Below are 19875 nucleotides of genomic sequence, written 5' to 3'. Positions count from 1 at the left end.
AGCCTCCTTCAGCCGCGGCCGGTCTCGCCGCCCTCGGCGGCGAGGGTGATGCCGGCGAGCACCCGGTTGTAGGTGCCGCAGCGGCAGATGTTGGTGATCTCCTGGCGGATCTCGGCCTCGCTGGGTTTCGGGGTCTGCGCCAGCAGGGCGGCGGCCGCCATGATCATGCCGGACTGGCAGAAGCCGCATTGCGGCACGTCGAGCGCGGCCCAGGCCTTCTGCACCGGATGCGAGCGATCGGGGCTCAGGCCCTCGATGGTGACGATCTTCTGGCCGGGCTCGACGCCCGAGACCGGAAGCGAGCAGGAGCGCACCGCCTGCCCGTCGATATGGACCGTGCAGGCACCGCATTGCGCGATGCCGCAGCCGTACTTGGTGCCGGTGAGGCCGACCTGCTCGCGGATCACCCAGAGCAGCGGCGTGTCGGGCTCGGCCTCGACCTCGCGCACGGCGCCGTTCACGGTCAGGCGTATCATGGGCGCTTCCGTTCGGTTGTCCGGCGCCGGGCGCCGTGGGGATGGGGCGGCCGCGTCGAGCGCCGCGTGGGGCGTTGTCTCGCACCTTTTAGCGATAACAACTTCGCGGCGGCCGGCTGTGTCTGTCAATTGACGGATGCGCGAGCGGGGCGCGGTCAACCGTGGATCGCGTGCCTTCGCGGGGCGGGCCTGATAGTGCGGCGGGATCGTTTCACGCCGCGAGCAGCGTTTGACCATCCCCGTCGCGCCCGACAGCCCGCTCCCCCGTCGCTTCACGGCCGGCGACCTGCGTCTGATGCTGAAATCCGGGATCCTGCGCGAGGACGAGCGGATCGAACTCCTGGACGGCGAACTGGTCGAGAGGGCGGCGAAGGGCTTCGCGCATGACGTCGTGAAGAACGCGCTGATGCGCCGTCTCGTCCCGGCGCTCCCGGACACGATCTATCTCGGCATCGAGAGCACACTCCAGCTTCGGCCGAACCTGTTGCTGGAGCCGGATCTTCTGCTCGCGCCGGTGAGCGCCCGCAGCGCCTCGCCCGAAGGGTTCTGCACCATCCCGGGTTCCGAGATCCTGCTGGTGATCGAGGTGGCGGCCTCCAGCCCCGCCTACGATCGGGGCCGCAAGGCGGCGCTCTACGCGCGGCACGGGGTGCGGGAATACCGGGTGATCGACGCGCAGGAGCGGACGGCGAGCGTCCATCGCGAACCGGCGTCAGGGGGCTACCGGGACGTGGCGGAACTGCCCCGGGATGCGATCCTGCGGCCGCGGGCGGACGGGCTCGCGGCGCTCAGCGTCGCGCTCGCGGCACTCGGCTGACGCGCCTCACGTCCGCTCCGCCACCGTCTTGCCGCCGTGCTTCTGGCGCAGGGCGTCGATCTGCTCCTCGGCCTGGCGGAAGGCGGCGAGGCTCGGGCCGGTCAGCTCCCGGGCGCTCGGCAGGCGGATCTTCATCGGGTCGACGAAGCGGCCGTTGATCGCGACCTCGTAGTGGACGTGCGGGCCGGTCGAGAGGCCGGTGGTGCCGACCGCGCCGATGACCTGGCCGAGGCGCACCCGGGCGCCCGGCGCGATGCCGCGGGCGATCCGGGCCATGTGGTTGTAGGCGGTGGTGTAGCCGTTGGCGTGCTGGATCTCGACCCGGTTGCCGTAGCCGGAGCGGGCGCCGGCCGACACGATGGTGCCGTCGCCGGTCGCCATGATCGGGGTGCCGCGGGTCGCCGCCCAGTCGACGCCGTTATGCGGCCGGGCATAGCCGAGGATCGGGTGCAGGCGCATGCCGAAGGGCGACGAGATCCGCCCCTCGGCCACCGGACGGCGCATCAGGAATTTCTGGCTCGAGCGCCCGTTCGGGTCGAGGTAGTCGACCTCGGACGTGCCGGGCACCCGGTAGCGGTAGAGGCCGTAGATCTCGTCGTGGACGCGAAGGCCGACATAGAGCAGTTCGGGCCGGGCATCCTCGTCCTCGGTGAAGAACAGCTCGGCCCGGTCGCCCGCACTGGTGCGCTGCTGGAGGTCGGTGGAGGTGGCGAGCGCCATGACCATCTCCTCGATGATCGGGCGCGGCACGCCGTTCTTGAGCGCGGTACCGTAGAGGCTCTCGTAGAGGGTGACGCCGGATTCGTCGTCGTCCTGCGCGGTGTTGCCCGGGCGGGGCGGGGCCACCGAGACGAAGGCGCCGCGGTCGTTGGCCGCCACGATCTCCTGGATGCCGTCCTCGCCGTAGAGCGTGACCCGGGCGATGCCGCGATGCGCCGGCCCGTCGCCAGGTCCGTCCTCACCCTTGTTCTCGGGGGCGATGAGGAGGCGGACGTGCTGGCCTTCGGACAGGTCGGTCCGGGCGCGCTCGCTCAGGGTCGCCATCAGGGCGGCGAGCTGCGCCGGCCCGGCGCCGTTGCGCTTGAGCAGGTCGGCGAGGCTCTGGTCCTTGGCGAGCACGAGGTCGCGCTCCTCGAACAGGCGCGGCCCGGCCTCTTCCCCGGCGGTCGCCGTCTCGGCGATCTCGGTCAGGTTCTCGGGCAGGATCCGCACCTCGATGTTGCGGAACCGCGCCTCCGGCCCGGCCTCGTCGGGGACGGCCGCCGGGCGCAGCGCCCGGGAGAGCAGGCCCTCCGCCGGGAAGGCCGGCAATGCGCCTCCGGCGAGGGTCTGGGTCTCGGCCACCATCGCGTCGACCTCCGCCTCCGAGAGGGCCGGCGCGTCGCCCTCGATCGGCGCTTCGGCGAGCGGGCTGCGCATCAGGGTCACGGCGGTCTCGGCCGGGTCGGAATCCCCCTCCTGGGCCGGCGGCGCCTCGATGCGGGCGCTGCGCAGGGGATCGAAGGGCGGCACCGCGACGTCGGGGGCGCGCAGCGGCAGCTCGGTGGCGATCTGGACGTAGGAATGGACCCGGATCACCTCGCGCTCGCCGGCACGCTCGCTCATCGGTGCCTTGAAGGCGGTCTTGGCCGCCACGATCATCTCGTCGCGCACCAGCCGGTCGCCCTTGTGGGCGACGTCGCCCGTCCCGCCGTCGCCATGGGGCGGCAGCGCCCGCTCCGGCGGCACCGGAACGATGCCGTCGACGGTGGCGAGCGAGAGCGCGAGGCCGATCAGGCCGGCGCCGGCGACGCCGGTGAGCAGGCTGCCGGCGAGCCAGCGCAGGTTCAGCGCCTGCCGGGGCGCGGAGGCGGGACCGGGAAGGGAGGGGGCGTCGGCGAACACGGAGGACGAATCGGGCCTTGGCGGGTGGGACCCGCCCTTGGCGCCGAAACCGTGACCGTTTTGAGACCCGGCCGTCCGCCGGGACATCGCTCGTTTAAGACCCGGCTGTCAGCCGGGACGTGGCTCGTTTAAGTGCACCTCACGAAACTCCCGGTCGCCGTCGGCGCTCAATGAGGCGGCGTCGGCCCGACGGGAGTTTCGTGAGAGACACTAAGACCCGGCCGCTCGCCGGGTCACGGCTTGCGCGCGGCTACTCGGCGGCCGCGCGCGGGGCGTAGCCGAGGCGGCCGTTCAGCTCGGCGATGAGCTCCGCCGCCGCTTCCGCGATGACGGTGCCGGGCGGGAAGATCGCCGAGGCACCCGCCTGGCGGAGCGCCGCGAAGTCGCCCGGCGGGATCACGCCGCCGACGACGATCATCACGTCGGGCCGGCCGGCCTCGTCGAGCGCCCGCTTGAGTTCCGGCACGAGCGTCAGGTGGCCTGCGGCGAGCGACGAGACGCCGACGATGTGAACGTCGTTCTCCACCGCCTGGCGCGCGGCCTCCTCGGGAGTGGCGAAGAGCGGCCCGATATCGACGTCGAAGCCGAGATCCGCGAAAGCGGACGCGATGACCTTCTGGCCGCGGTCGTGCCCGTCCTGGCCCATCTTGGCGACGAGGATGCGGGGACGGCGCCCGTCCGATTCCTCGAAGGCCTCGACCAGCCCGCGCACCCGCTCGACCGCCGCCGACATGCCGCCCATCTCCCGCTTGTAGACGCCCGAGATCGCCCGGATCTCGGCCCGGTGCCGGCCCCAGGCCCGCTCCAGGGCCTCCGAGATCTCGCCGACCGTGGCCTTCGCCCGCGCCGCCTCGACGGCGAGCGCCAGAAGGTTGCCGCTGCCCTTGGCGGCTTCCGTCAGCGCCGCGAGCCGCGCCTCCACCGCCTGCGCGTCGCGCTCCCCGCGCAGGCGCTTGAGCTTGTCGATCTGGAGCGTGCGGACGTTGCCGTTGTCGACCCGCAGGAGGTCAATCGCCCGGTCGCCGTCGGGCTTGTAGCGGTTGACGCCGACGATGACCTGCTGGCCCGAATCGATCCGGGCCTGGGTGCGGGCCGCCGCTTCCTCGATGCGCAGCTTCGGGATGCCGGCCTCGATCGCCTTCGCCATGCCCCCGAGCGCCTCGACCTCGCGGATATGGGCGGAGGCCCGGGCGACGAGGTCCTGGGTCAGCCGCTCGACGTAGTAGGAGCCGCCCCACGGATCGATGATCCGGGTGGTGCCGCTCTCCTGCTGCAGGAAGAGCTGGGTGTTGCGGGCGATGCGGGCCGAGAAGTCGGTGGGGAGCGCCAGCGCCTCGTCGAGCGCGTTGGTGTGCAGCGACTGGGTGCCCCCTTGCGTCGCCGCCATCGCCTCGACGCAGGTGCGGGTGACGTTGTTGAACACGTCCTGCGCCGTCAGCGACCATCCGCTCGTCTGCGAGTGGGTGCGGAGCGCCAGCGACTTGTCGGATTTCGGAGAAAAATCCTTGACCATGGAGGCCCAGAGCAGGCGCGCCGCCCGCATCTTGGCCACCTCCATGAAGAAGTTCATCCCGATCGCCCAGAAGAACGACAGGCGCGGGGCGAACTTGTCGATGTCGAGCCCCGCCGCCAGGCCGGCGCGGATGTACTCGACGCCGTCGGCCAGCGTGTAGGCGAGCTCGAGGTCCTGCGTCGCCCCGGCCTCCTGCATGTGGTAGCCGGAGATCGAGATCGAGTTGAACTTCGGCATGTTGGCCGAGGTGTAGGCGAAGATGTCCGAGATGATCCGCATCGACCCGGCCGGCGGGTAGATGTAGGTGTTGCGGACCATAAACTCCTTGAGGATGTCGTTCTGGATCGTGCCGGCGAGCTTTGCCGGCGGCACGCCCTGCTCCTCGGCCGCGACGATGTAGAGGGCCAGCACCGGCAGCACCGCGCCGTTCATCGTCATCGACACGGTCATCTCATCGAGGGGAATCCCCGAGAAGAGCGTCCGCATGTCGTAGATCGAATCGATCGCGACGCCCGCCATGCCGACATCTCCCGAGACCCGCGGGTGGTCGGAATCGTAGCCGCGATGGGTCGCGAGGTCGAAGGCGACCGACAGGCCCTTCTGCCCGGCCGCGAGGTTGCGGCGGTAGAAGGCGTTCGAATCCTCGGCCGTGGAGAAGCCGGCATATTGCCGGATCGTCCAGGGCTGGCTCGCATACATGGTCGGGTAGGGGCCGCGCAGGAACGGCGCGACGCCCGGATAGGAGCCGGCGAGGTTCAGGCCCTCCCGGTCCTGCGGACCGTAAGCTCCCTTCACCGGGATGCCCTCGGGGGTCATCCACGGCTCGGCGGCCGACGCGGCGGCGCTGGCCGCCGCGGACGGCGCGAAGGCGATTTCCGAGAAATCCGGGATGCGGGTCATCGGCCTGCGGCTCTCGTTGCTGGCGTTCCTTGTCGCCAACTTATAGGGGCCGGCGCTGCGGCGGCCAATGGGTGGAAGGTCGGAGGCGCGGCGCGGTCGGCGCGTCTCGAGGGCGGTCTTGGCGGCCCGTCGCGCCGGTCACCGCGAAAGCCGTCGTCAGTTCGGCGACGGGCGTGAGGAACGGGAGCCGGGTGGTTTCGGTGGGCTCATGACGGTTCCGTCGGGGGACCGGATCGACTCACGCAGTGCGTGGCTGGTGCGGTCCCCGGACGACATCACACTCGCAACGTCACCGTGGGGCGCGTCTTGGGTGTTTCCGGGATCCATCATCGCCAGCGGTTCGGAACGAAGCGACCTGCGTTCCGCCCAGTCCAGCATTGTCAGCGGTTATGGATCCCGGGTTCCGCTTCGCGGCCCCGGGATGACGTAGAGAGACGTCACTGTCAGTGTCGATCATGCACGATCCTGCCGAATCCCGGATCGTCGCGCAGAGAGGCCGATGGGATGGCGTCTTTCGTGTACATGATGGCCAGCCGGCCTCACGGGACCCTGTATATCGGTGTCACGAACAACCTTGCCCGACGGGTCTTCGAGCACCAGACGAAGGTTTTAGGCGGTTTCACGGCACGATACGATGTTGCGCGGTTGGTCTGGTACGAGACCTACGAGAGCATCAACGAGGCGATCGCACGCGAGAAGGACTTGAAGCGGTGGCGTCGGGACTGGAAGCTCAAGCTGGTTGAGGATTTCATCCAGGCTGGAGCGATCTGTATTCGACGCTGGCCGGCTTTTGAGATCGATCGGGTGCCATGGCAGACGAGCCACGACCTGTCTCACGCCCTCCACGTCATCCTGGGGCTCGCGAAGCGAGAAGCCGGGATCCATAATCGCCAACATATCCAAAACGAGGCGAACAGGGTTCCGCTGCGCCCAGCATCGGTAGCGGTTCTGGATCCCGGATTCCGCTTCGCGGCCCCAGGATGACGCGCAGGATGTCAGACCGTTGGTCCGTCACCGGGAAATCGACGCGGAAAGCGCCGCATTGCGTGTCTCAGGGGCCTTCACTCACTCCCTGCCATCGTCCCGCGGGCCCTCGCCCGCGCCCAGTCCCGGCGGCGCTGGTCGGCCTTCGCGTCGGCGGATTCCCGCTCCGCCGGGACGGTGGCGTAGAAGTCCGCCACCGCCGCGCCGCCATGGATGCGCTGGCCGCGGCCGGCCTCGTGCCGCAGCCGCCAGCAGCCGAGTCCCTCGCGCTCGCCGTCGCTGCGGGCGCGGCTGCAGGCCTCCGCCCGGTTCTGGCGGGGCGAGGCCTCGGCGGCGTTCGCGAGGGTGGCGAGCGCGAGGGTGATGGCGACGACGGAGGCGAGACGGCGAGGCGACAGCGACGGCTTGCGGAGCATTCCGGACCTTTCGTATGGGGGAGGCCTCAAGCCTAGAGACCCCGCCCCATGCCTGCAACCTTGCCGGGTCCTTCGGCCGCAGCGCCACCTGCTCGTGCCGCGGCGCCATCCGGCGGTGACGCGATGCCGCCCGACCCCGACAGTGCCGCGCGGCTCTGGGCACCGCTCGCGCGCCTGTCCGCCCGGGAAGCGGGCCTGGGGGAATGGGCGCAGGCGCGCGGCAAGGCGGCGGCCGGCCTCTACGAGTTCGTGCGCTTCGGCGTGAAGCAGGGCTGGGCCTGCCTGTTCGGCGGGGCGTTGTGCGGGCTCCTGATCCTCACCCACCTCATCTATCCGGCGGGCGCGCCGCTCGCCCGCTACGACCTCCTGACGCTCGCGGCGGTCGGGATCCAGGTCGCGATGCTGGCCTTCCGCCTGGAGACCTGGGAGGAGGCCAAGGTGATCCTGGTCTTCCACGTCGTCGGCACCGCCATGGAGCTGTTCAAGACGAAGGTCGGTTCCTGGGTCTACCCCGAGCCGAGCCTGCTGCGCCTCGCGGGCGTGCCGCTCTTCACCGGCTTCCTGTACGCCAGCGTCGGCTCCTACCTCGCCCGGGTCTGGCGCCTGTTCGATTTCCGCTTCACCCGCCACCCGCCGCTCTGGGCCCTCGCGGTCCTGTCGCTGGCGATCTACGCGAACTTCTTCACCCAGCACGTCGTGGCGGATATGCGCCTCGGCCTGTTCGCGGCCGCCGCCCTCCTGTTCGGACCCGCGGTGATCCACTTCAAGGTCTGGCGGGTCCACCGGCGGATGCCGCTGCTGCTGGGCCTCCTCCTCGTCACCCTGTTCATCTGGTTTGCCGAGAACATCGGCACGGCGACGCGGGGCTGGATCTACCCGCATCAGGCCGCCGGCTGGGCCGCGGTGTCGCCGCAGAAATTCGGCTCGTGGTTCCTCCTGATGATCATCTCCTACACCCTGGTCGCCCTGGTGAGCCGGCCCAGGATCTTTGCCGAGGCGAAAACCGTCGCCGGCCCGGAGATTGACGTGGCGCCGGGCCGGCCCAGTTCCCGAAGGGCAGGCCGGGAGGCGGGCCGCGCTCCCGCGGGTCCGTCCCCGGCCGCGTGTTCCATCGCCGTCCCCTCCACCGCAGCCTGTCCCACGGAGTGACGAAACCGGTGCCCGATCGTTTCCTGCGGATCGCCGTCACGGCGGCCCTGCTGCTGCTCGCCCTGTTCGTGGCGCAGCCCTACGTCACGAGCCTGCTCTTCTCCGCCGACGCGCCGCGGGCGGTGACGGCGCGGGGCGACCTCTCGCAGGCCGAGGCCTCGACGGTGGCCCTGTTCGAGCGCGCCGCGCCCTCGGTGGTCTACGTCTTCGCCCGGGCGCAGCAGGGGGCGGTCTCGTTCGATCCCGAGACCGGCGAGCGCCGGCAGGGCGGGGGCGAGCAGACCGGCTCCGGCTTCGTCTGGGACGCGGCCGGCCACATCGTGACCAACAACCACGTCATCCAGGGCGGCGGCGACATCCAGGTCCGGCTCTCCACCGGCGAGGTCGTCCCCGCGACGCTCGCCGGCACCGATCCGAACTACGACCTCGCGGTGCTGAAGCTCGGGCGCGTCACCGCCAGCCCGCCGCCGATCGCCATCGGCACCTCCGGCGACCTGAAGGTCGGGCAGTTCACCTACGCGATCGGCAACCCGTTCGGCCTCGACCACACCCTGACGACCGGCGTGGTCAGCGCCCTCCAGCGCCGGCTGCCGACCGCGGAGGGCCGCGAGCTGTCGGGCGTGATCCAGACCGACGCGGCGATCAACCCGGGCAATTCCGGCGGCCCGCTGCTCGATTCCGCCGGGCGCCTGATCGGCGTCAACACCGCGATCTTCTCGCCCTCGGGCGCCAGCGCCGGCATCGGCTTCGCCATTCCGGTCGACGTGGTCAACCGGGTGGTACCGAACCTGATCCGCACCGGCCGCACCCCGAGCCCGGGCATCGGCATCGTGGCGGCGAGCGAGGACGCGGCGGCGCGGCTCGGCATCGACGGCATCGTGGTGGTGCGGGTCCTGCCGGGATCGCCCGCCGCCCAGGCCGGCCTCCAGGGCGTCGATTCGGCGAGCGGGGAACTCGGCGACATCATCATGGGGGTGAACGGCCGCCCGGTGCGGCGGCTGGCCGACCTGACCGCGGCGCTGGAAGCGAGCGGCGTCGGCCGCAGCGTCGCGCTCCAGGTCGAGCGCGACGGGCGGGCCGTCACCGTCACGGTCACCCCGGCCGATATGGGCCGGGGACGACGGTGATCGTGCGGCCGCCGCCGCACGGCTCGCCGCGCGCGGGGCGAAAGGCTATCCTGGGGCCGACCCCTCGCCGAGCCGCCCCGCCGTGACCGCACGTTCCTCCGCCATCCTCGCCCTGGCCGTTCTCGTTCCGGCCGCCGTCGCGCTGCCCGCCGTCGCGGGCGAGCGCGGCGTCCGCCCGGCCCGCCTGTGCCCGCAGGACGCACCGCCCGGCGTGCGCCTGCCCGACCGGCCGGACTGCCGCGAGGCGCCTCAGGCCGTGCGGAGCGGGGCCGCCCCCGGCTTCATCGATCTCGGCAACGGCACCTCGCTGCGCGTCAGCGGCCGGGCAGCCTACGAGGTCGGTGCACGCACGCGATAGCCATCCCTTGTGCCCTCCGCGACCCGGGCGCACCGGAACCCTCCGGGCCGCCCCCGCATTCGCTCCTCGACCGACATGGAGGGCGCAGGTGATGGGCGCGACGATCCTTGCGGCCTGCGAAGGCCGCCACTGGCGCTACGAAATCGCCGAGCACGCCGACGGCTACGTCGTGCGCATGCGCGACCTCGACACCGGCGACGTCGAGGCGGACGGCATCACGGTGTTCCGCACCATGCCGGTGGCCTTCGCCTTCGCGGAGATGTCGGCGGCCTTCGACCGCTTCACCGCCTCGACCGACGACGAGCCGGACGATTTCGAGACCGCGACCGACTTCGCGGTGAGCGAACGCGCCTTCTGCGACCTCAGCACCTTGCTGTGCGATGGGGGCGTCGCCGGCAGCCTGGTCCAGGCCTGGGAGCGCCGGCCGGCCGACGGGCCGCGGCAGACGCTGCACTGAGCGTCACGAGCCGAGCCGCGCCAGCACGGCGCGTGCCGCCCGCTCGCCATCGAGCGTCGCGCCGCCGACCGTCATCGCGCCCCCGCCCGCCGCGGCCTCGCCCGCGAAGAACACCCGCTCGGCGAGGGGGACCCGCAGCGCCTCGCGGGCGGCAAGCCGCCCGGGCCGCGCGATGGAGTAGCTGCCCCGGCTGAACGGGTCGGTCCACCACGCAGCGAGCCGCCCGCCCGACACGGCGCCGCGGATTCCGGCCCCGAACACGCTCGCCAGATAATCTGTCGCCGCTGCGACGGCCGCCGCCTCGCCGGCCTCGCACAGGGCGCGGGCGCCGTCGCCGCCGCAATGCAGCACCGCCAGCGGCCTGTCGAAGGGCCGCATCTCCAGATAGGCGGTGAAGCCCGGCGTGCCGCTCGTCAGGATCACGGCGTCGCGAAGATCCTTCGCCTCGGCCGGGTCGAGGGCGAGGCCGATCTTGGTGTAGGCGCCCATCCCCAGCCCCGCCACGGCCGCGGCGGTCGAAGCCGGCAGGTCGGGGGTGAAGCGCACGCTGCCCGCCGCCAGCACGCCGACCGGCACGGTCACGATCGCGCAGGCCGCCCGCAGGGTACCGCCCGGCGTCTCGACCGCCACGCCCGGGCCGCGCCAGTCGATCCCCGTCGCCGGCATGCCGACACGCACCGGCAACCCGGCATAGTGGCGGGCGACGAGGGCGCCGTAGCCGTCGACCCAGATGTCGTCGCCGGACCAGAGCTGGTCGTAATCGGCGGACGACACCCGGTCCGGCTCCTCGCCGAGGGTGAGGCGGGTGAGCCCCGTCGCCGCCCCCCGCACCGCTTCGTCCTCCCCCGCCACGGCCTGCGCCACCGAGCGGTCCGGCCCGGCCGGATGGTCGAGGAGGCCGCTCACCCGGCCGAACCCCGCCCGGCGCTGGCGGCGCTCGTCCTCGCTCGCGCGTATCCCGTCCTTGATCAGGACCGGCCAGGATCCCGTGGCGTCGTCGCTCGTCCGCACGCCCGATGCCTGCACGATCTCCCGCCAGGGGTTGCGCTCGGCCCAGTGGACGTATTGCGCTCCGGCATCGAAGCTTCGTCCCGCCCCCAGGGCGGTCTCGGTGAAAGCCCGCCCACCGATACGCGTCCGCGCTTCCAGCACCACGACGCCGTGGCCGCCCCGGCGGATCGCCGCCGCCGCGGCGAGGCCGGCGGCCCCGGCACCGATCACCACGACCTCGACCTCCGCGGCGGCGCGGGCCCTGGCGGAGGCCGCCAGCACGGCCGCTCCGGCCAGGAGGGAGCGACGCGACAGCGTCATCCCGGTTCTCCGTATCGGTTCTTCAAGCAGTCTCAATTCGGCGGTGGTGGTCCGCCGGCAAGGCGGACGTGGCGAAATATCACCGGCCCGAGCCGCCGCGCTTCCGTGCCGGTCGCCGCGCCGCTATGAGCCTCGCCATGCCGATCCGCCCCGCCCGTCCCGACGACGCCCCCGCCATCTGGTCGATCCTCGCGCCGGTGATCCGCGCCGGCGAGACCTACACCCTCGACCCGGACATGACCGAGGCCGAGGCCCTGGCCTACTGGATGGGGCCGGACAAGGAGACCTTCGTCGCCGAGGAGGCGGGCGAGGTCGTCGGCACCTACTACATGCGGCCGAATCAGGCCGGCGGCGGCAGCCACGTCTGCAATTGCGGGTACATGACGCGCACCGGCGCGACGGGACGGGGAATCGCCCGGGGGATGGCGGAGCATTCCCTCGCTCACGCCCGCGCCCGCGGCTATCGGGGCATGCAGTTCAACTTCGTCGTCAGCACGAACGAGCGGGCGGTGCGGCTATGGCATTCCCTCGGCTTCGAGACGGTCGGGCGCCTGCCGCTGGCGTTTCGGCATCCGACCCACGGGTATGTGGATGCGCTGGTGATGTTCCAGGCGTTGTGAGCGCGGCCGGGAAGCCGATCGCTCACACCCGCGCCACGAACGCCATCCGCCCCTGGTTGTGCCCGAGGTTTCGCGGCATCCGCTGCGCCGTGAAGCCGGCATCGCGCAGCCGGGCGAGCATGTCCGCCTCGTCGTAGCGGGACAGGCCGAGCCGGCGGCGCAAGCTGCGGTAATCCGACAGGAGCGTGCGGGCGAGGCCCAGCAGGGCTGCGAGGAGAAAGCCGTCGCGCCGTGCGAAGGCCAGGAGGGCGGCCGCGTCCGCGACGGCGCCGAGCTGCGGCGGGATCACGTCGGCGAGGATCAGGCGGCCGCCCGGCGCGAGGGCGCGGTGCCAGTCCCTCAGACAGGCCTCGAGTTCGGCGGCCGTCAGGTACTGCGCCAGGGAATTCGCCACCACGAGGTCGAGGCTCGCCGCGGGCAGGGCGGCGACCTCCTCGGGCGCGAGCACGGCGATGGTCGGCATGCCGGCGAATCGCTGCCTGAGGGCGTCGCGCCGGCGCGGGGAGGCGTCGCAGAGGAGGAGCCGGCCGCAGACCTCGGCAATCCGGTCGGCGAAGAGCGCCTCGCCGCTGCCATGGTCGAGGACGATCGCCCCCGGATGCGGCACCAGCGCGGCGATCTCGTCCGCCAGCCCGGCATAGTGCCGGGCCTTGTGACGGGCGTTGACGTAGATCGGGGTGTCCCGGTCCCAGAATTCGCGCCAGGAGGAGACCACGCCGTTCCTCCCGCTCCCGGCGCCGTGCGGCCTCAGCCGCCGATGAACAGCACCGAGATCGCGCGGTCGATCGAGAGGTAGAACACCGCGAAGGCGACGACGGCGGCCAGCGCGAACTCGGCGGCGTCGTTCGGCAGGGCGCGCAGCTCGCGCAGGGTCTCGCGGCCGTAGAGGGCGCCGAGCCAGGCCAGCGTCAGCACCACCGGCATCGCGAACAGGAACGACCAGGTGCTCTCGACGCGGCTCGCCATCGGGTCGATCAGCGCCCGGATGTTGCGCACCCACGGCGCCTGAACGGCGGCCGCCAGGGTGGTGACCCAGGCCAGCCCCACGGCGATGCCGAGATGGGTCGTGAAGGTGCGGTGCAGGCGCGAGAAGGTGTCGGTCGCGGCGTGGTCGGTCACTGGGCAAGCCCCCGAAATCGCGGCCCCGCGACGATCGTTGGATCGTCGTCGCTCGAAGGCCCCGTGGACGGCCGGGAGAATCGGCCGCGAGTTCGGGTTTTTTGTGGCTGCGGCCGGAATCGGCCGCAACCTTTTTCGGAGTTACGCGTTGCTGCCTTTCGTCTCGCGCATGAGGCTGACGAACCGGTCGAACAGGTAGTGGCTGTCCTGCGGCCCCGGCGAGGCCTCCGGGTGGTGCTGCACCGAGAAGGCCGGACGGTCGGTGAGGGACAGGCCGCAATTCGAGCCGTCGAACAGCGAGACGTGGGTCTCGACGGCGTTCGCCGGCAGGCTGGCGGGATCGACCGCGAAGCCGTGGTTCATCGAGACGATCTCGACCTTGCCGGTGGTGTGGTCCTTCACCGGGTGGTTGGCGCCGTGATGGCCCTGGCTCATCTTCACGGTCCGGCCGCCGAGCGCGAGGCCCATCAGCTGGTGCCCGAGGCAGATGCCGAAGGTCGGGACCTTCTGGTCGAGGAGGGCACGGATCACCGGCACGGCGTATTCGCCGGTCGCCGCCGGGTCGCCCGGGCCGTTCGACAGGAAGACGCCGTCGGGCTTCAGCGCCAGCACCTCGTCGGCGGTGGCAGTAGCGGGCACCACGGTGACGTCGCAGCCGGCCTTGGCGAGGAGGCGCAGGATGTTGCGCTTCACGCCGTAATCGATCGCCACGACCTTGAGGCCTTCGCCCGCCGCCCGGCTGCCGTAGCCGGCCGGGTGCTGCCAGGAGGTCTCGCCCCAGGTGGTGGAGGCCTTGCTCGTCACCGGCGGCACGAGGTCGAGGCCTTCCATCGGCGGCAGCGCGGCGGCCTTGGCGGTCAGGGCCTCGCGGTCGAAGCGGCCCGCCGGGTCGTTGGCCAGGATGGCGTTCGGCATGCCGCGGTCGCGGATCAGCGCGGTGAGCGCCCTGGTGTCGATGCCGGTGATGCCGACGATGCCGCGGGCCTTGAGCCAGCCGTCGAGGTGACGCGACGAGCGCCAGTTCGAGGGGTTCGTCACCGCCGAGGCGATGACCGCGCCGCGCACGCCGGAGGCCGGCGCCGCGTCGAGGCTCTCGAGGTCCTCGTCGTTGGTGCCGACATTGCCGATATGCGGGAAGGTGAAGGTGACGATCTGCCCGGCATAGGACGGATCGGTCAGGATCTCCTGGTAGCCGGTCATCGCGGTGTTGAAGCAGACCTCGCCGGCGGCCTCGCCGGTGGCGCCGATGCCGAAACCCTCCAGGATCGTGCCGTCGGCGAGCACCAGGAGGGCGGTCGCGACGGGCTCGGCCCAGCCTTCGGGTTGCGCGGGGGCGGCCGCGTCGTCTTGCAGCATGATATTGATCTCGCTTATGTCGCGGCCGGGTCCGGCCGACGGGCGCGGCCGGCTGTTTACGAGGCCGGCGGCGGCCCGGTCAATCTGGGGATGCTCCGGTATCCCCTCAAGCGCCTCGACTTTCAAGAGCCTTGCGGGAGCACGTGCAAGTGCCTCGCCCCCCACGAGAACATCAGGAGACCGGCATGCTGCGCCAGCGCCTCACCGCCGAGATGAAGGAAGCCATGAAGGCCGGCGACAAGGCGAAGCTCGCCACCGTCCGGCTGATCCAGGCCGCCCTGAAGGACAAGGACATCGAGGCCCGCGGCTTGGCCAAGGAGCCGCTCTCCGACGAGGAGATCTTTTCCCTGCTCCAGAAGATGATCAAGCAGCGCAACGAATCCGCCACGGTCTACGACCAGGGCGGCCGCCCGGAACTCGCCGAGGCCGAGCGCGCCGAGGCCGCGATCATCGCCCAGTTCCTGCCCCAGCAGATGGACGAGGACGAGACCCGTGCGGCCATCCAGGCCGCCATCGCCGAGACCGGTGCCGCCTCGCCGAAGGACATGGGCAAGGTCATCGCCGCCCTCAAAGGGGCCTATGCCGGCCGGATGGACTTCGCCAAGGCGAGCGGCCTGGTGAAGGGAATGCTGGCCCAGGGCTGACCGCCCTCCGGTTCTACCCCGGTTCGCCCCGACCCCGTCGGGGGAGGGGGGCGGATCCGCGTCCTCGTCCCGCGGGCCGGGGCCGGTTCGCGGTCCACCGGTCCCATGGTCGATCGGTCCGATTCGAAACGGCGTGGATCCCCGGCTCCCCCACGAGGGCCGGGCGATCCGCGCCGTTTCGTCGTTCGGGCGTCGCGTCGCGCAGAGCGGTCAAGCTCCGGGCGAACCCCTGCGGCACCGGCCGATGAATCGGATGTCGGAAGTGCGGGCCGGTCTGTGTCGCCCGGTACTGCGGCATCATGACGAGCGCATGTAATCCAACGACCGCTCGTCCTGCAGCAAATCTGCGTATTCGCTTGGCGCCGCAGCGTTTTGGCGTTCACGGCCTGATATTGTTAGTTTTTGATTAAGAGTAATTCCGTCAGAATGCGCGTGCGGTCCCATGGAAACTTGGTGGGATTGCGTGCGTGGAGGTCCGTGGTGAGATCGCTGTTGTCTGTCCGGGCGCTGGTGCTCGGGATCACGCTGGCGCTGGGCGCGATCGTCGGCGCGGTGACCCTCGACGGGGTGCTCCGGGCCTGGACCGGGCATCGCGATGCCGGGACCGTGGCGGCCGCCGCCCGGCTCGACCAGCGCGTCCTCGACGCGATGCAGGCTTTCCGCTCGGAGCGCGGCGACACTGCCGCCACCTTGAGCCTGTCGGGCGATCAGGTCGCGACGATGCGCAAGGTCATCGACGGTCATCGCGGCCGGGTCGACGGCGCGGTCGGCGCGCTCCTCGCCGCGCCTGCCGACCTCGCGGTGCCGGGCCTCGCCGAGGCGCTGAAGGCGCTCGACGCCGCCTATCGCGACCAGCTTGCCCTGCGGCGCCTCGCCGACGAGGCCTACGGCGTCGACGTGGGTGCCCGCGACAAGGCCCTCGCCCCGCGGGTGCTGAAGACCGGCGACGCCGTCCTGTCCCGGCTCGAGGGCGTCTCGGCCTCGCTCGAGCGCCAGATGGCCCGCCTCGACCCCGAAACCCGGCTCCTGACCGGCATCAAGACCAATGCCTGGACGACGCGGGCCACCGCCGGCTCGCTGGCGGTCGTGGTCAACACCGTCCTGTCGACCCGGACGCCCCTGACGCCCGAGCAGGCCGATGCGGTGCAGGCCCTGCGCGGCCGCTACGAGGCGGCCTGGGCCATGGTCGAGGGGGCCTCCGCCGATCTGCCGCCGCGCATCGCGGCCTCGGTCGCGGCCGCGCAGGGCGCCTATTTCACGCCCGAGGTCAGCACCGCCATCCAGCGCAACCTGCGCGCCTTCGCGCCCGGCGCCGAGGCGGCGATGACACTGCCCGAGTGGCAGAAATTCGTTACCCCGAAGCTCAACACCCTGGTGGCGGTGGCGAGCGAGGCCCTCAGCGTCGGCGCCGAGCGGGCGGCCGACGCGGCCGAGGCCGCCCAGCGGCGGCTGATCGCCAACGCGGCCCTGTTCGCGGCGGCCCTGCTGCTGGTGGGCGCGAGCTGTGCGGTCGCGCAGCTGCGCATCGCCCGGCCGATCCGCCGCATGACGCAGGCGATGCAGGCGCTGGCGGAGGGCGATGCCAGCGTGACGGTGCCGGCGGTCGGCCGGCGCGACGAGATCGGCGCCATGGCGGCGACCGTGCAGGTGTTTCGCGACAACCTGATCCGCGCCCGCGCCCTGGAGACGGAGACGGCGCAGGCCCGCGCCTCGGCCGAAGAGCAGCGCCGGATCGGGATGCGCCAGATGGCGGATTCCTTCGAGCGGACCGTGGGCGGCATCGTCGGGCAGGTCACGGCCTCGGCCGCGGAACTTCAGACCACCGCCGCCGCGATGAGCGACGGAGCCACGCGGACCGCCGGACGCACCACCGCCGTCGCGGCCGCCGCCGGGCAGACCGCCGAGAATGTCGGCACCGTCGCGGCGGCCGCCGAGGAGCTCGGCGCCTCGGTGGGCGAGATCGGCCGACAGGTCACGGGATCGGCCGCGCTCGCCCGCACGGCGGTCGACGAGGCCGCCGGCACCGCCGGTCACATGCGCGAACTGAGCGAAGCGGTCGCCCGCATCGGCGATGTCGTCGGCCTGATCTCGTCGATCGCGGCCCAGACCAACCTGCTCGCGCTCAACGCCACGATCGAGGCGGCCCGCGCTGGGGTTGCCGGCCGGGGCTTTGCCGTGGTGGCGGCGGAGGTGAAGGAGCTCGCCGGCCAGACGGCGCGGGCGACCGAGGAGATCACCGGCCAGATCGGTCGCATCCAGGGCAAGACCGGCGACGCGGTCACGGCGATCGAGGCGATCACCGGGCGGATCGCCGAGATCGACCGGGTCTCGGTCGGGATCGCGGCGGCGGTCGACCAGCAGGGGATCGCGACCCGCGAGATCGTCCGCAACGTGGCCGAGGCCGCCACCGGCACCCATGCGATGACGGAGACGATCACCGCGGTGGCGGGCGCGGCCGGGGAGACCGGCGCTGCGGCCACCCAGGTGCTCGCCGCCTCCTCCGAGCTGTCGCGGCAATCCGAGCGGCTCTCGGCCGAGCTGACCGGCTTCCTCGCCACGGTCCGGGCGGCCTGACAGCCGCGTCCGGGCGGCTTGACGGCAACCCGTCGCCGCCGGGGGCGGCCATGCCGCCTCCGTTAGGACTCCGCTGACCAAGACGCGCTACAAGGCAGATCCCCCGGACCGGATGTCATCGTGCGCTATCCGCCTCATCTGCTCGAAGAGATCCGCTCCCGCCTGCCGGCCTCCGAGGTCGTCGGCCGGCGCGTGCGCCTCAAGAAGGCGGGGCGGGAATGGCGCGGCCTGTCGCCGTTCAACGCCGAAAAGTCGCCCTCCTTCTACGTCAACGACCAGAAGCAGTTCTATCACTGCTTCTCCTCGGGCAAGCACGGCGACATCTTCACCTTCCTGATGGAGACGGAAGGGGTCTCGTTCCCCGAGGCCGTCGAGCGCCTGGCCTCCGAGGCCGGGGTCGCCCTGCCGGCACCGAGCGAGGCCTCCCGCGAGAGCGAGACCCGACGGCGCGGCGCCCTCGAGGTGATGGAGCTCGCCTGCGCCTTCTTCGAGGAGCAGCTCGCCGGGCGGGCGGGGGGCCGCGCCCGCGACTACCTCGCCGGCCGCGGGCTCGACGGCGAGATCCGCCGCACCTTCCGCCTCGGCTACGCGCCGCCCGAGCGCTACGCGTTGCGCGACCACCTCGCCGCCCGGGACGTGCCGGCCGAGCTGATGGTGGAGCTGAACCTTCTCACCACCGGCGACGACATCAAGGTCCCGTTCGACCGCTTTCGCGATCGGGTGATCTTCCCGATCCGCGACGTGCGCGGCCGGGTCGTCGCCTTCGGCGGCCGCGGCATGAGCCCGGACGCCAAGCCCAAATACCTGAACTCCTCCGAGACGCCGCTCTTCCACAAGGGGCGGATGCTCTACAACCACCACGCCGCCCGCAAGAGCGCGCACGATACCGGGCGGGTGATCGCGGTCGAGGGCTACGTCGACGCCATCGCGATGACGCTGGCCGGGCACCCGGAGGTGGTGGCCTCGCTGGGCACGGCACTGACCGAGGACCAGCTCGCCCTGCTCTGGCGCATGGCCGACGAGCCGATCCTGTGCTTCGACGGCGACGGGGCGGGCCGGCGCGCCGCCTACCGCGCCCTCGACGTGGCGTTGCCGGCGCTGCAGCCGGGAAAATCCCTGCGCTTCGCCCTGATGCCCGAGGGCCAGGATCCGGACGACCTGTTGCGCACAAGCGGCCCGAGCGCGATCGACCGGGTGCTCGACGGCGCCAAGCCCCTGGTCGACGTCCTGTGGTCGCGCGAGACCGAGATGAGCCCGGTCGACACGCCGGAGCGGCGGGCCGGCCTCGCCCATCGCCTGCGCGAGATCGTCGGCGGCATCCGCGACGAGACCCTGAAGCGCTACTACCGCGACGAGATCGAGGCCCGCCTGCGCTCCCTGAGCCCCAACAACGCCAACCGCCAGCCGGGCGGCGGCGGGGACCGCGCCTACGGCCGCGAGCGCACGCCCTTCGTGCCGCGGGGCCGCGGGGCGCCGCCTGCCCCGGTCTCGCCGCGGCTCACCGCCCGGGCGAGCCCGCTGCTCGCCCGCTCCTCGCTGTTCTCCGGCGGCTCGTCCTCCCGCGAGGCCCTGATCGTCGCCGCCCTCCTGGTCCATCCCGAATTGCTCGCCCGCGAGGCTGAGGAACTGGCCGAGGTCGCGTTCGAGGGGGCGGATGCGCGGGCGTTGCGCGGAGCGCTCCTCGACCTCGCGGCGGAAGGAGGTGCGAGCGACGCGGCCCTTCTCGATGCGCGGCTCGAACGCGCCGGGCTCACGGCGGCCGCGGGCCGGGTCGCGAGCCTCGTGCGGCCCGGCGACCGGTGGATCCTCGATCCCCACGCCGATCCGGTGCGGCTGGAGGACGCGCTTCGGCAGGCCGTGATCTTGCACCGCAAGGCCGGAACGCTACATAGCGAACTCCGGGCCGCCGAACGCGCCCTGGCGGAAGAGGAAACGGAGGCCAATTTCGCCTGGCTGCGCGACGTGAAGGGCCGCCTCTCCGTGGTGGCCGGCGCCGAGGGCGAGACGGAGGCGGCCGATGACGGAGAATCGTCCTGACGGGCCGCTCGCGGCCCCTCGCGACGTGGGACTCGGGCGACGCACGACTTGCGGCTTGCGCCCCGACTGGTTTACGGCAAGCCGATAGAATGGCTTGCAATTCTGCGTGAGATCCTGGGACGGCACCCGCGCC

Annotated in this window: 18 protein-coding genes; 10 read left to right on the top strand and 8 right to left on the bottom strand. The window is 72.0% G+C overall.

Annotated features, from left to right (window positions below; all coding sequences use genetic code 11):
* Window positions 1-8: 8 nt before the first annotated feature.
* Window positions 9-476 (bottom strand): (2Fe-2S)-binding protein, encoded by a 468-nt coding sequence (locus miv_RS29845; protein WP_048428723.1) that lies wholly within the window; start codon window positions 474-476, stop codon window positions 9-11.
* A gap of 229 nt (window positions 477-705) precedes the next feature.
* On the opposite strand from miv_RS29845, the gene miv_RS29840 reads away from it, so the two are divergent.
* Entirely contained in the window at window positions 706-1293 is a 588-nt protein-coding gene (locus miv_RS29840) for a Uma2 family endonuclease (protein ID WP_244748794.1), read from the top strand.
* Window positions 1294-1299: 6 nt separating this feature from the next.
* Here miv_RS29840 and miv_RS29835 read toward each other — a convergent pair whose 3' ends face one another.
* Together miv_RS29835 and scpA are read right to left on the bottom strand one after the other, a co-directional pair.
* A complete protein-coding gene (locus miv_RS29835; RefSeq protein ID WP_244748792.1) occupies window positions 1300-3177 on the bottom strand; it encodes a M23 family metallopeptidase in 1878 nt (625 codons plus the stop codon).
* A gap of 250 nt (window positions 3178-3427) precedes the next feature.
* Window positions 3428-5590: a methylmalonyl-CoA mutase gene (gene scpA, locus miv_RS29830; RefSeq protein ID WP_048428720.1), complete on the bottom strand. Its 2163-nt coding sequence runs from the start codon at window positions 5588-5590 to the stop codon at window positions 3428-3430.
* Window positions 5591-6094: 504 nt separating this feature from the next.
* On the opposite strand from scpA, the gene miv_RS33865 reads away from it, so the two are divergent.
* A complete protein-coding gene (locus miv_RS33865) occupies window positions 6095-6574 on the top strand; it encodes a GIY-YIG nuclease family protein (RefSeq protein ID WP_342345229.1) in 480 nt (159 codons plus the stop codon).
* A gap of 77 nt (window positions 6575-6651) precedes the next feature.
* Here the strand turns inward: miv_RS33865 and miv_RS29820 are convergent, their stop codons facing one another.
* Window positions 6652-6990: a hypothetical protein gene (locus miv_RS29820; protein WP_058617197.1), complete on the bottom strand. Its 339-nt coding sequence runs from the start codon at window positions 6988-6990 to the stop codon at window positions 6652-6654.
* 123 nt (window positions 6991-7113) lie between these two features.
* On the opposite strand from miv_RS29820, the gene miv_RS29815 reads away from it, so the two are divergent.
* The 4 genes from miv_RS29815 to miv_RS29800 all read left to right on the top strand — a co-directional run bounded on the left by miv_RS29815 (window position 7114) and on the right by miv_RS29800 (window position 10081).
* Complete coding sequence (locus miv_RS29815) at window positions 7114-8139, top strand: DUF817 domain-containing protein (RefSeq protein WP_207180614.1); 1026 nt, start codon at window positions 7114-7116, stop codon at window positions 8137-8139.
* Between the two features lie 8 nt (window positions 8140-8147).
* Window positions 8148-9266 carry a S1C family serine protease gene (locus miv_RS29810; RefSeq protein WP_048428716.1) on the top strand — a complete coding sequence of 373 codons (1119 nt, stop codon included), beginning with the start codon at window positions 8148-8150 and terminating at the stop codon, window positions 9264-9266.
* Window positions 9267-9348: 82 nt separating this feature from the next.
* Window positions 9349-9624, top strand: coding sequence for a hypothetical protein (locus miv_RS29805; protein ID WP_058617199.1), 276 nt, complete (start codon window positions 9349-9351; stop codon window positions 9622-9624).
* Between the two features lie 91 nt (window positions 9625-9715).
* Window positions 9716-10081, top strand: a complete 366-nt coding sequence (locus miv_RS29800) for a hypothetical protein (RefSeq protein ID WP_048428714.1) — start codon at window positions 9716-9718, stop codon at window positions 10079-10081.
* A 3-nt stretch (window positions 10082-10084) separates the two neighbouring features.
* On the opposite strand, the gene miv_RS29795 is transcribed toward miv_RS29800, so the two are convergent.
* A complete protein-coding gene (locus tag miv_RS29795; RefSeq protein ID WP_207180612.1) occupies window positions 10085-11392 on the bottom strand; it encodes a flavin monoamine oxidase family protein in 1308 nt (435 codons plus the stop codon).
* A gap of 137 nt (window positions 11393-11529) precedes the next feature.
* Here miv_RS29795 and miv_RS29790 point away from each other — a divergent pair, with 137 nt between their 5' ends.
* Window positions 11530-12012 (top strand): GNAT family N-acetyltransferase, encoded by a 483-nt coding sequence (locus miv_RS29790; RefSeq protein WP_207180610.1) that lies wholly within the window; start codon window positions 11530-11532, stop codon window positions 12010-12012.
* A 22-nt stretch (window positions 12013-12034) separates the two neighbouring features.
* Here miv_RS29790 and miv_RS29785 read toward each other — a convergent pair whose 3' ends face one another.
* The 3 genes from miv_RS29785 to carA all read right to left on the bottom strand — a co-directional run bounded on the left by miv_RS29785 (window position 12035) and on the right by carA (window position 14487).
* Window positions 12035-12727, bottom strand: coding sequence for a class I SAM-dependent methyltransferase (locus miv_RS29785; RefSeq protein ID WP_207180608.1), 693 nt, complete (start codon window positions 12725-12727; stop codon window positions 12035-12037).
* 32 nt (window positions 12728-12759) lie between these two features.
* On the bottom strand, window positions 12760-13131 hold the full coding sequence (locus tag miv_RS29780) for a hypothetical protein (RefSeq protein ID WP_058617203.1): 372 nt from the start codon (window positions 13129-13131) through the stop codon (window positions 12760-12762).
* Between the two features lie 141 nt (window positions 13132-13272).
* Window positions 13273-14487, bottom strand: coding sequence for a glutamine-hydrolyzing carbamoyl-phosphate synthase small subunit (carA, locus tag miv_RS29775; RefSeq protein WP_207180606.1), 1215 nt, complete (start codon window positions 14485-14487; stop codon window positions 13273-13275).
* A 185-nt stretch (window positions 14488-14672) separates the two neighbouring features.
* On the opposite strand from carA, the gene miv_RS29770 reads away from it, so the two are divergent.
* The 3 genes from miv_RS29770 to dnaG all read left to right on the top strand — a co-directional run bounded on the left by miv_RS29770 (window position 14673) and on the right by dnaG (window position 19742).
* Complete coding sequence (locus miv_RS29770) at window positions 14673-15131, top strand: GatB/YqeY domain-containing protein (RefSeq protein ID WP_048428707.1); 459 nt, start codon at window positions 14673-14675, stop codon at window positions 15129-15131.
* 480 nt (window positions 15132-15611) lie between these two features.
* A complete protein-coding gene (locus miv_RS29765) occupies window positions 15612-17705 on the top strand; it encodes a methyl-accepting chemotaxis protein (RefSeq protein ID WP_125900951.1) in 2094 nt (697 codons plus the stop codon).
* Between the two features lie 120 nt (window positions 17706-17825).
* Window positions 17826-19742 (top strand): DNA primase, encoded by a 1917-nt coding sequence (dnaG, locus tag miv_RS29760; RefSeq protein ID WP_207180602.1) that lies wholly within the window; start codon window positions 17826-17828, stop codon window positions 19740-19742.
* Window positions 19743-19875 lie beyond the last annotated feature (133 nt).

The sequence above is a fragment of the Methylobacterium indicum genome, assembly GCF_017347565.1.
In the GTDB taxonomy this organism is placed as follows: domain Bacteria; phylum Pseudomonadota; class Alphaproteobacteria; order Rhizobiales; family Beijerinckiaceae; genus Methylobacterium; species Methylobacterium indicum.
This window is presented reverse-complemented; position numbering and strand designations above follow the sequence as displayed.

What these genes read in the sequence shown, in the direction of transcription:
- scpA (WP_048428720.1), bottom strand. Translation starts at nt 5,590, where the DNA reads ATGACCCGCATCCCGGATTTCTCGGAAATCGCCTTCGCGCCGTCCGCG.
- miv_RS29800 (WP_048428714.1), top strand. Translation starts at nt 9,716, where the DNA reads ATGGGCGCGACGATCCTTGCGGCCTGCGAAGGCCGCCACTGGCGCTAC.
- miv_RS29815 (WP_207180614.1), top strand. Translation starts at nt 7,114, where the DNA reads ATGCCGCCCGACCCCGACAGTGCCGCGCGGCTCTGGGCACCGCTCGCG.
- miv_RS33865 (WP_342345229.1), top strand. Translation starts at nt 6,095, where the DNA reads ATGGCGTCTTTCGTGTACATGATGGCCAGCCGGCCTCACGGGACCCTG.
- miv_RS29820 (WP_058617197.1), bottom strand. Translation starts at nt 6,990, where the DNA reads ATGCTCCGCAAGCCGTCGCTGTCGCCTCGCCGTCTCGCCTCCGTCGTC.
- miv_RS29790 (WP_207180610.1), top strand. Translation starts at nt 11,530, where the DNA reads ATGCCGATCCGCCCCGCCCGTCCCGACGACGCCCCCGCCATCTGGTCG.
- carA (WP_207180606.1), bottom strand. Translation starts at nt 14,487, where the DNA reads ATGCTGCAAGACGACGCGGCCGCCCCCGCGCAACCCGAAGGCTGGGCC.
- miv_RS29845 (WP_048428723.1), bottom strand. Translation starts at nt 476, where the DNA reads ATGATACGCCTGACCGTGAACGGCGCCGTGCGCGAGGTCGAGGCCGAG.
- miv_RS29795 (WP_207180612.1), bottom strand. Translation starts at nt 11,392, where the DNA reads ATGACGCTGTCGCGTCGCTCCCTCCTGGCCGGAGCGGCCGTGCTGGCG.
- miv_RS29770 (WP_048428707.1), top strand. Translation starts at nt 14,673, where the DNA reads ATGCTGCGCCAGCGCCTCACCGCCGAGATGAAGGAAGCCATGAAGGCC.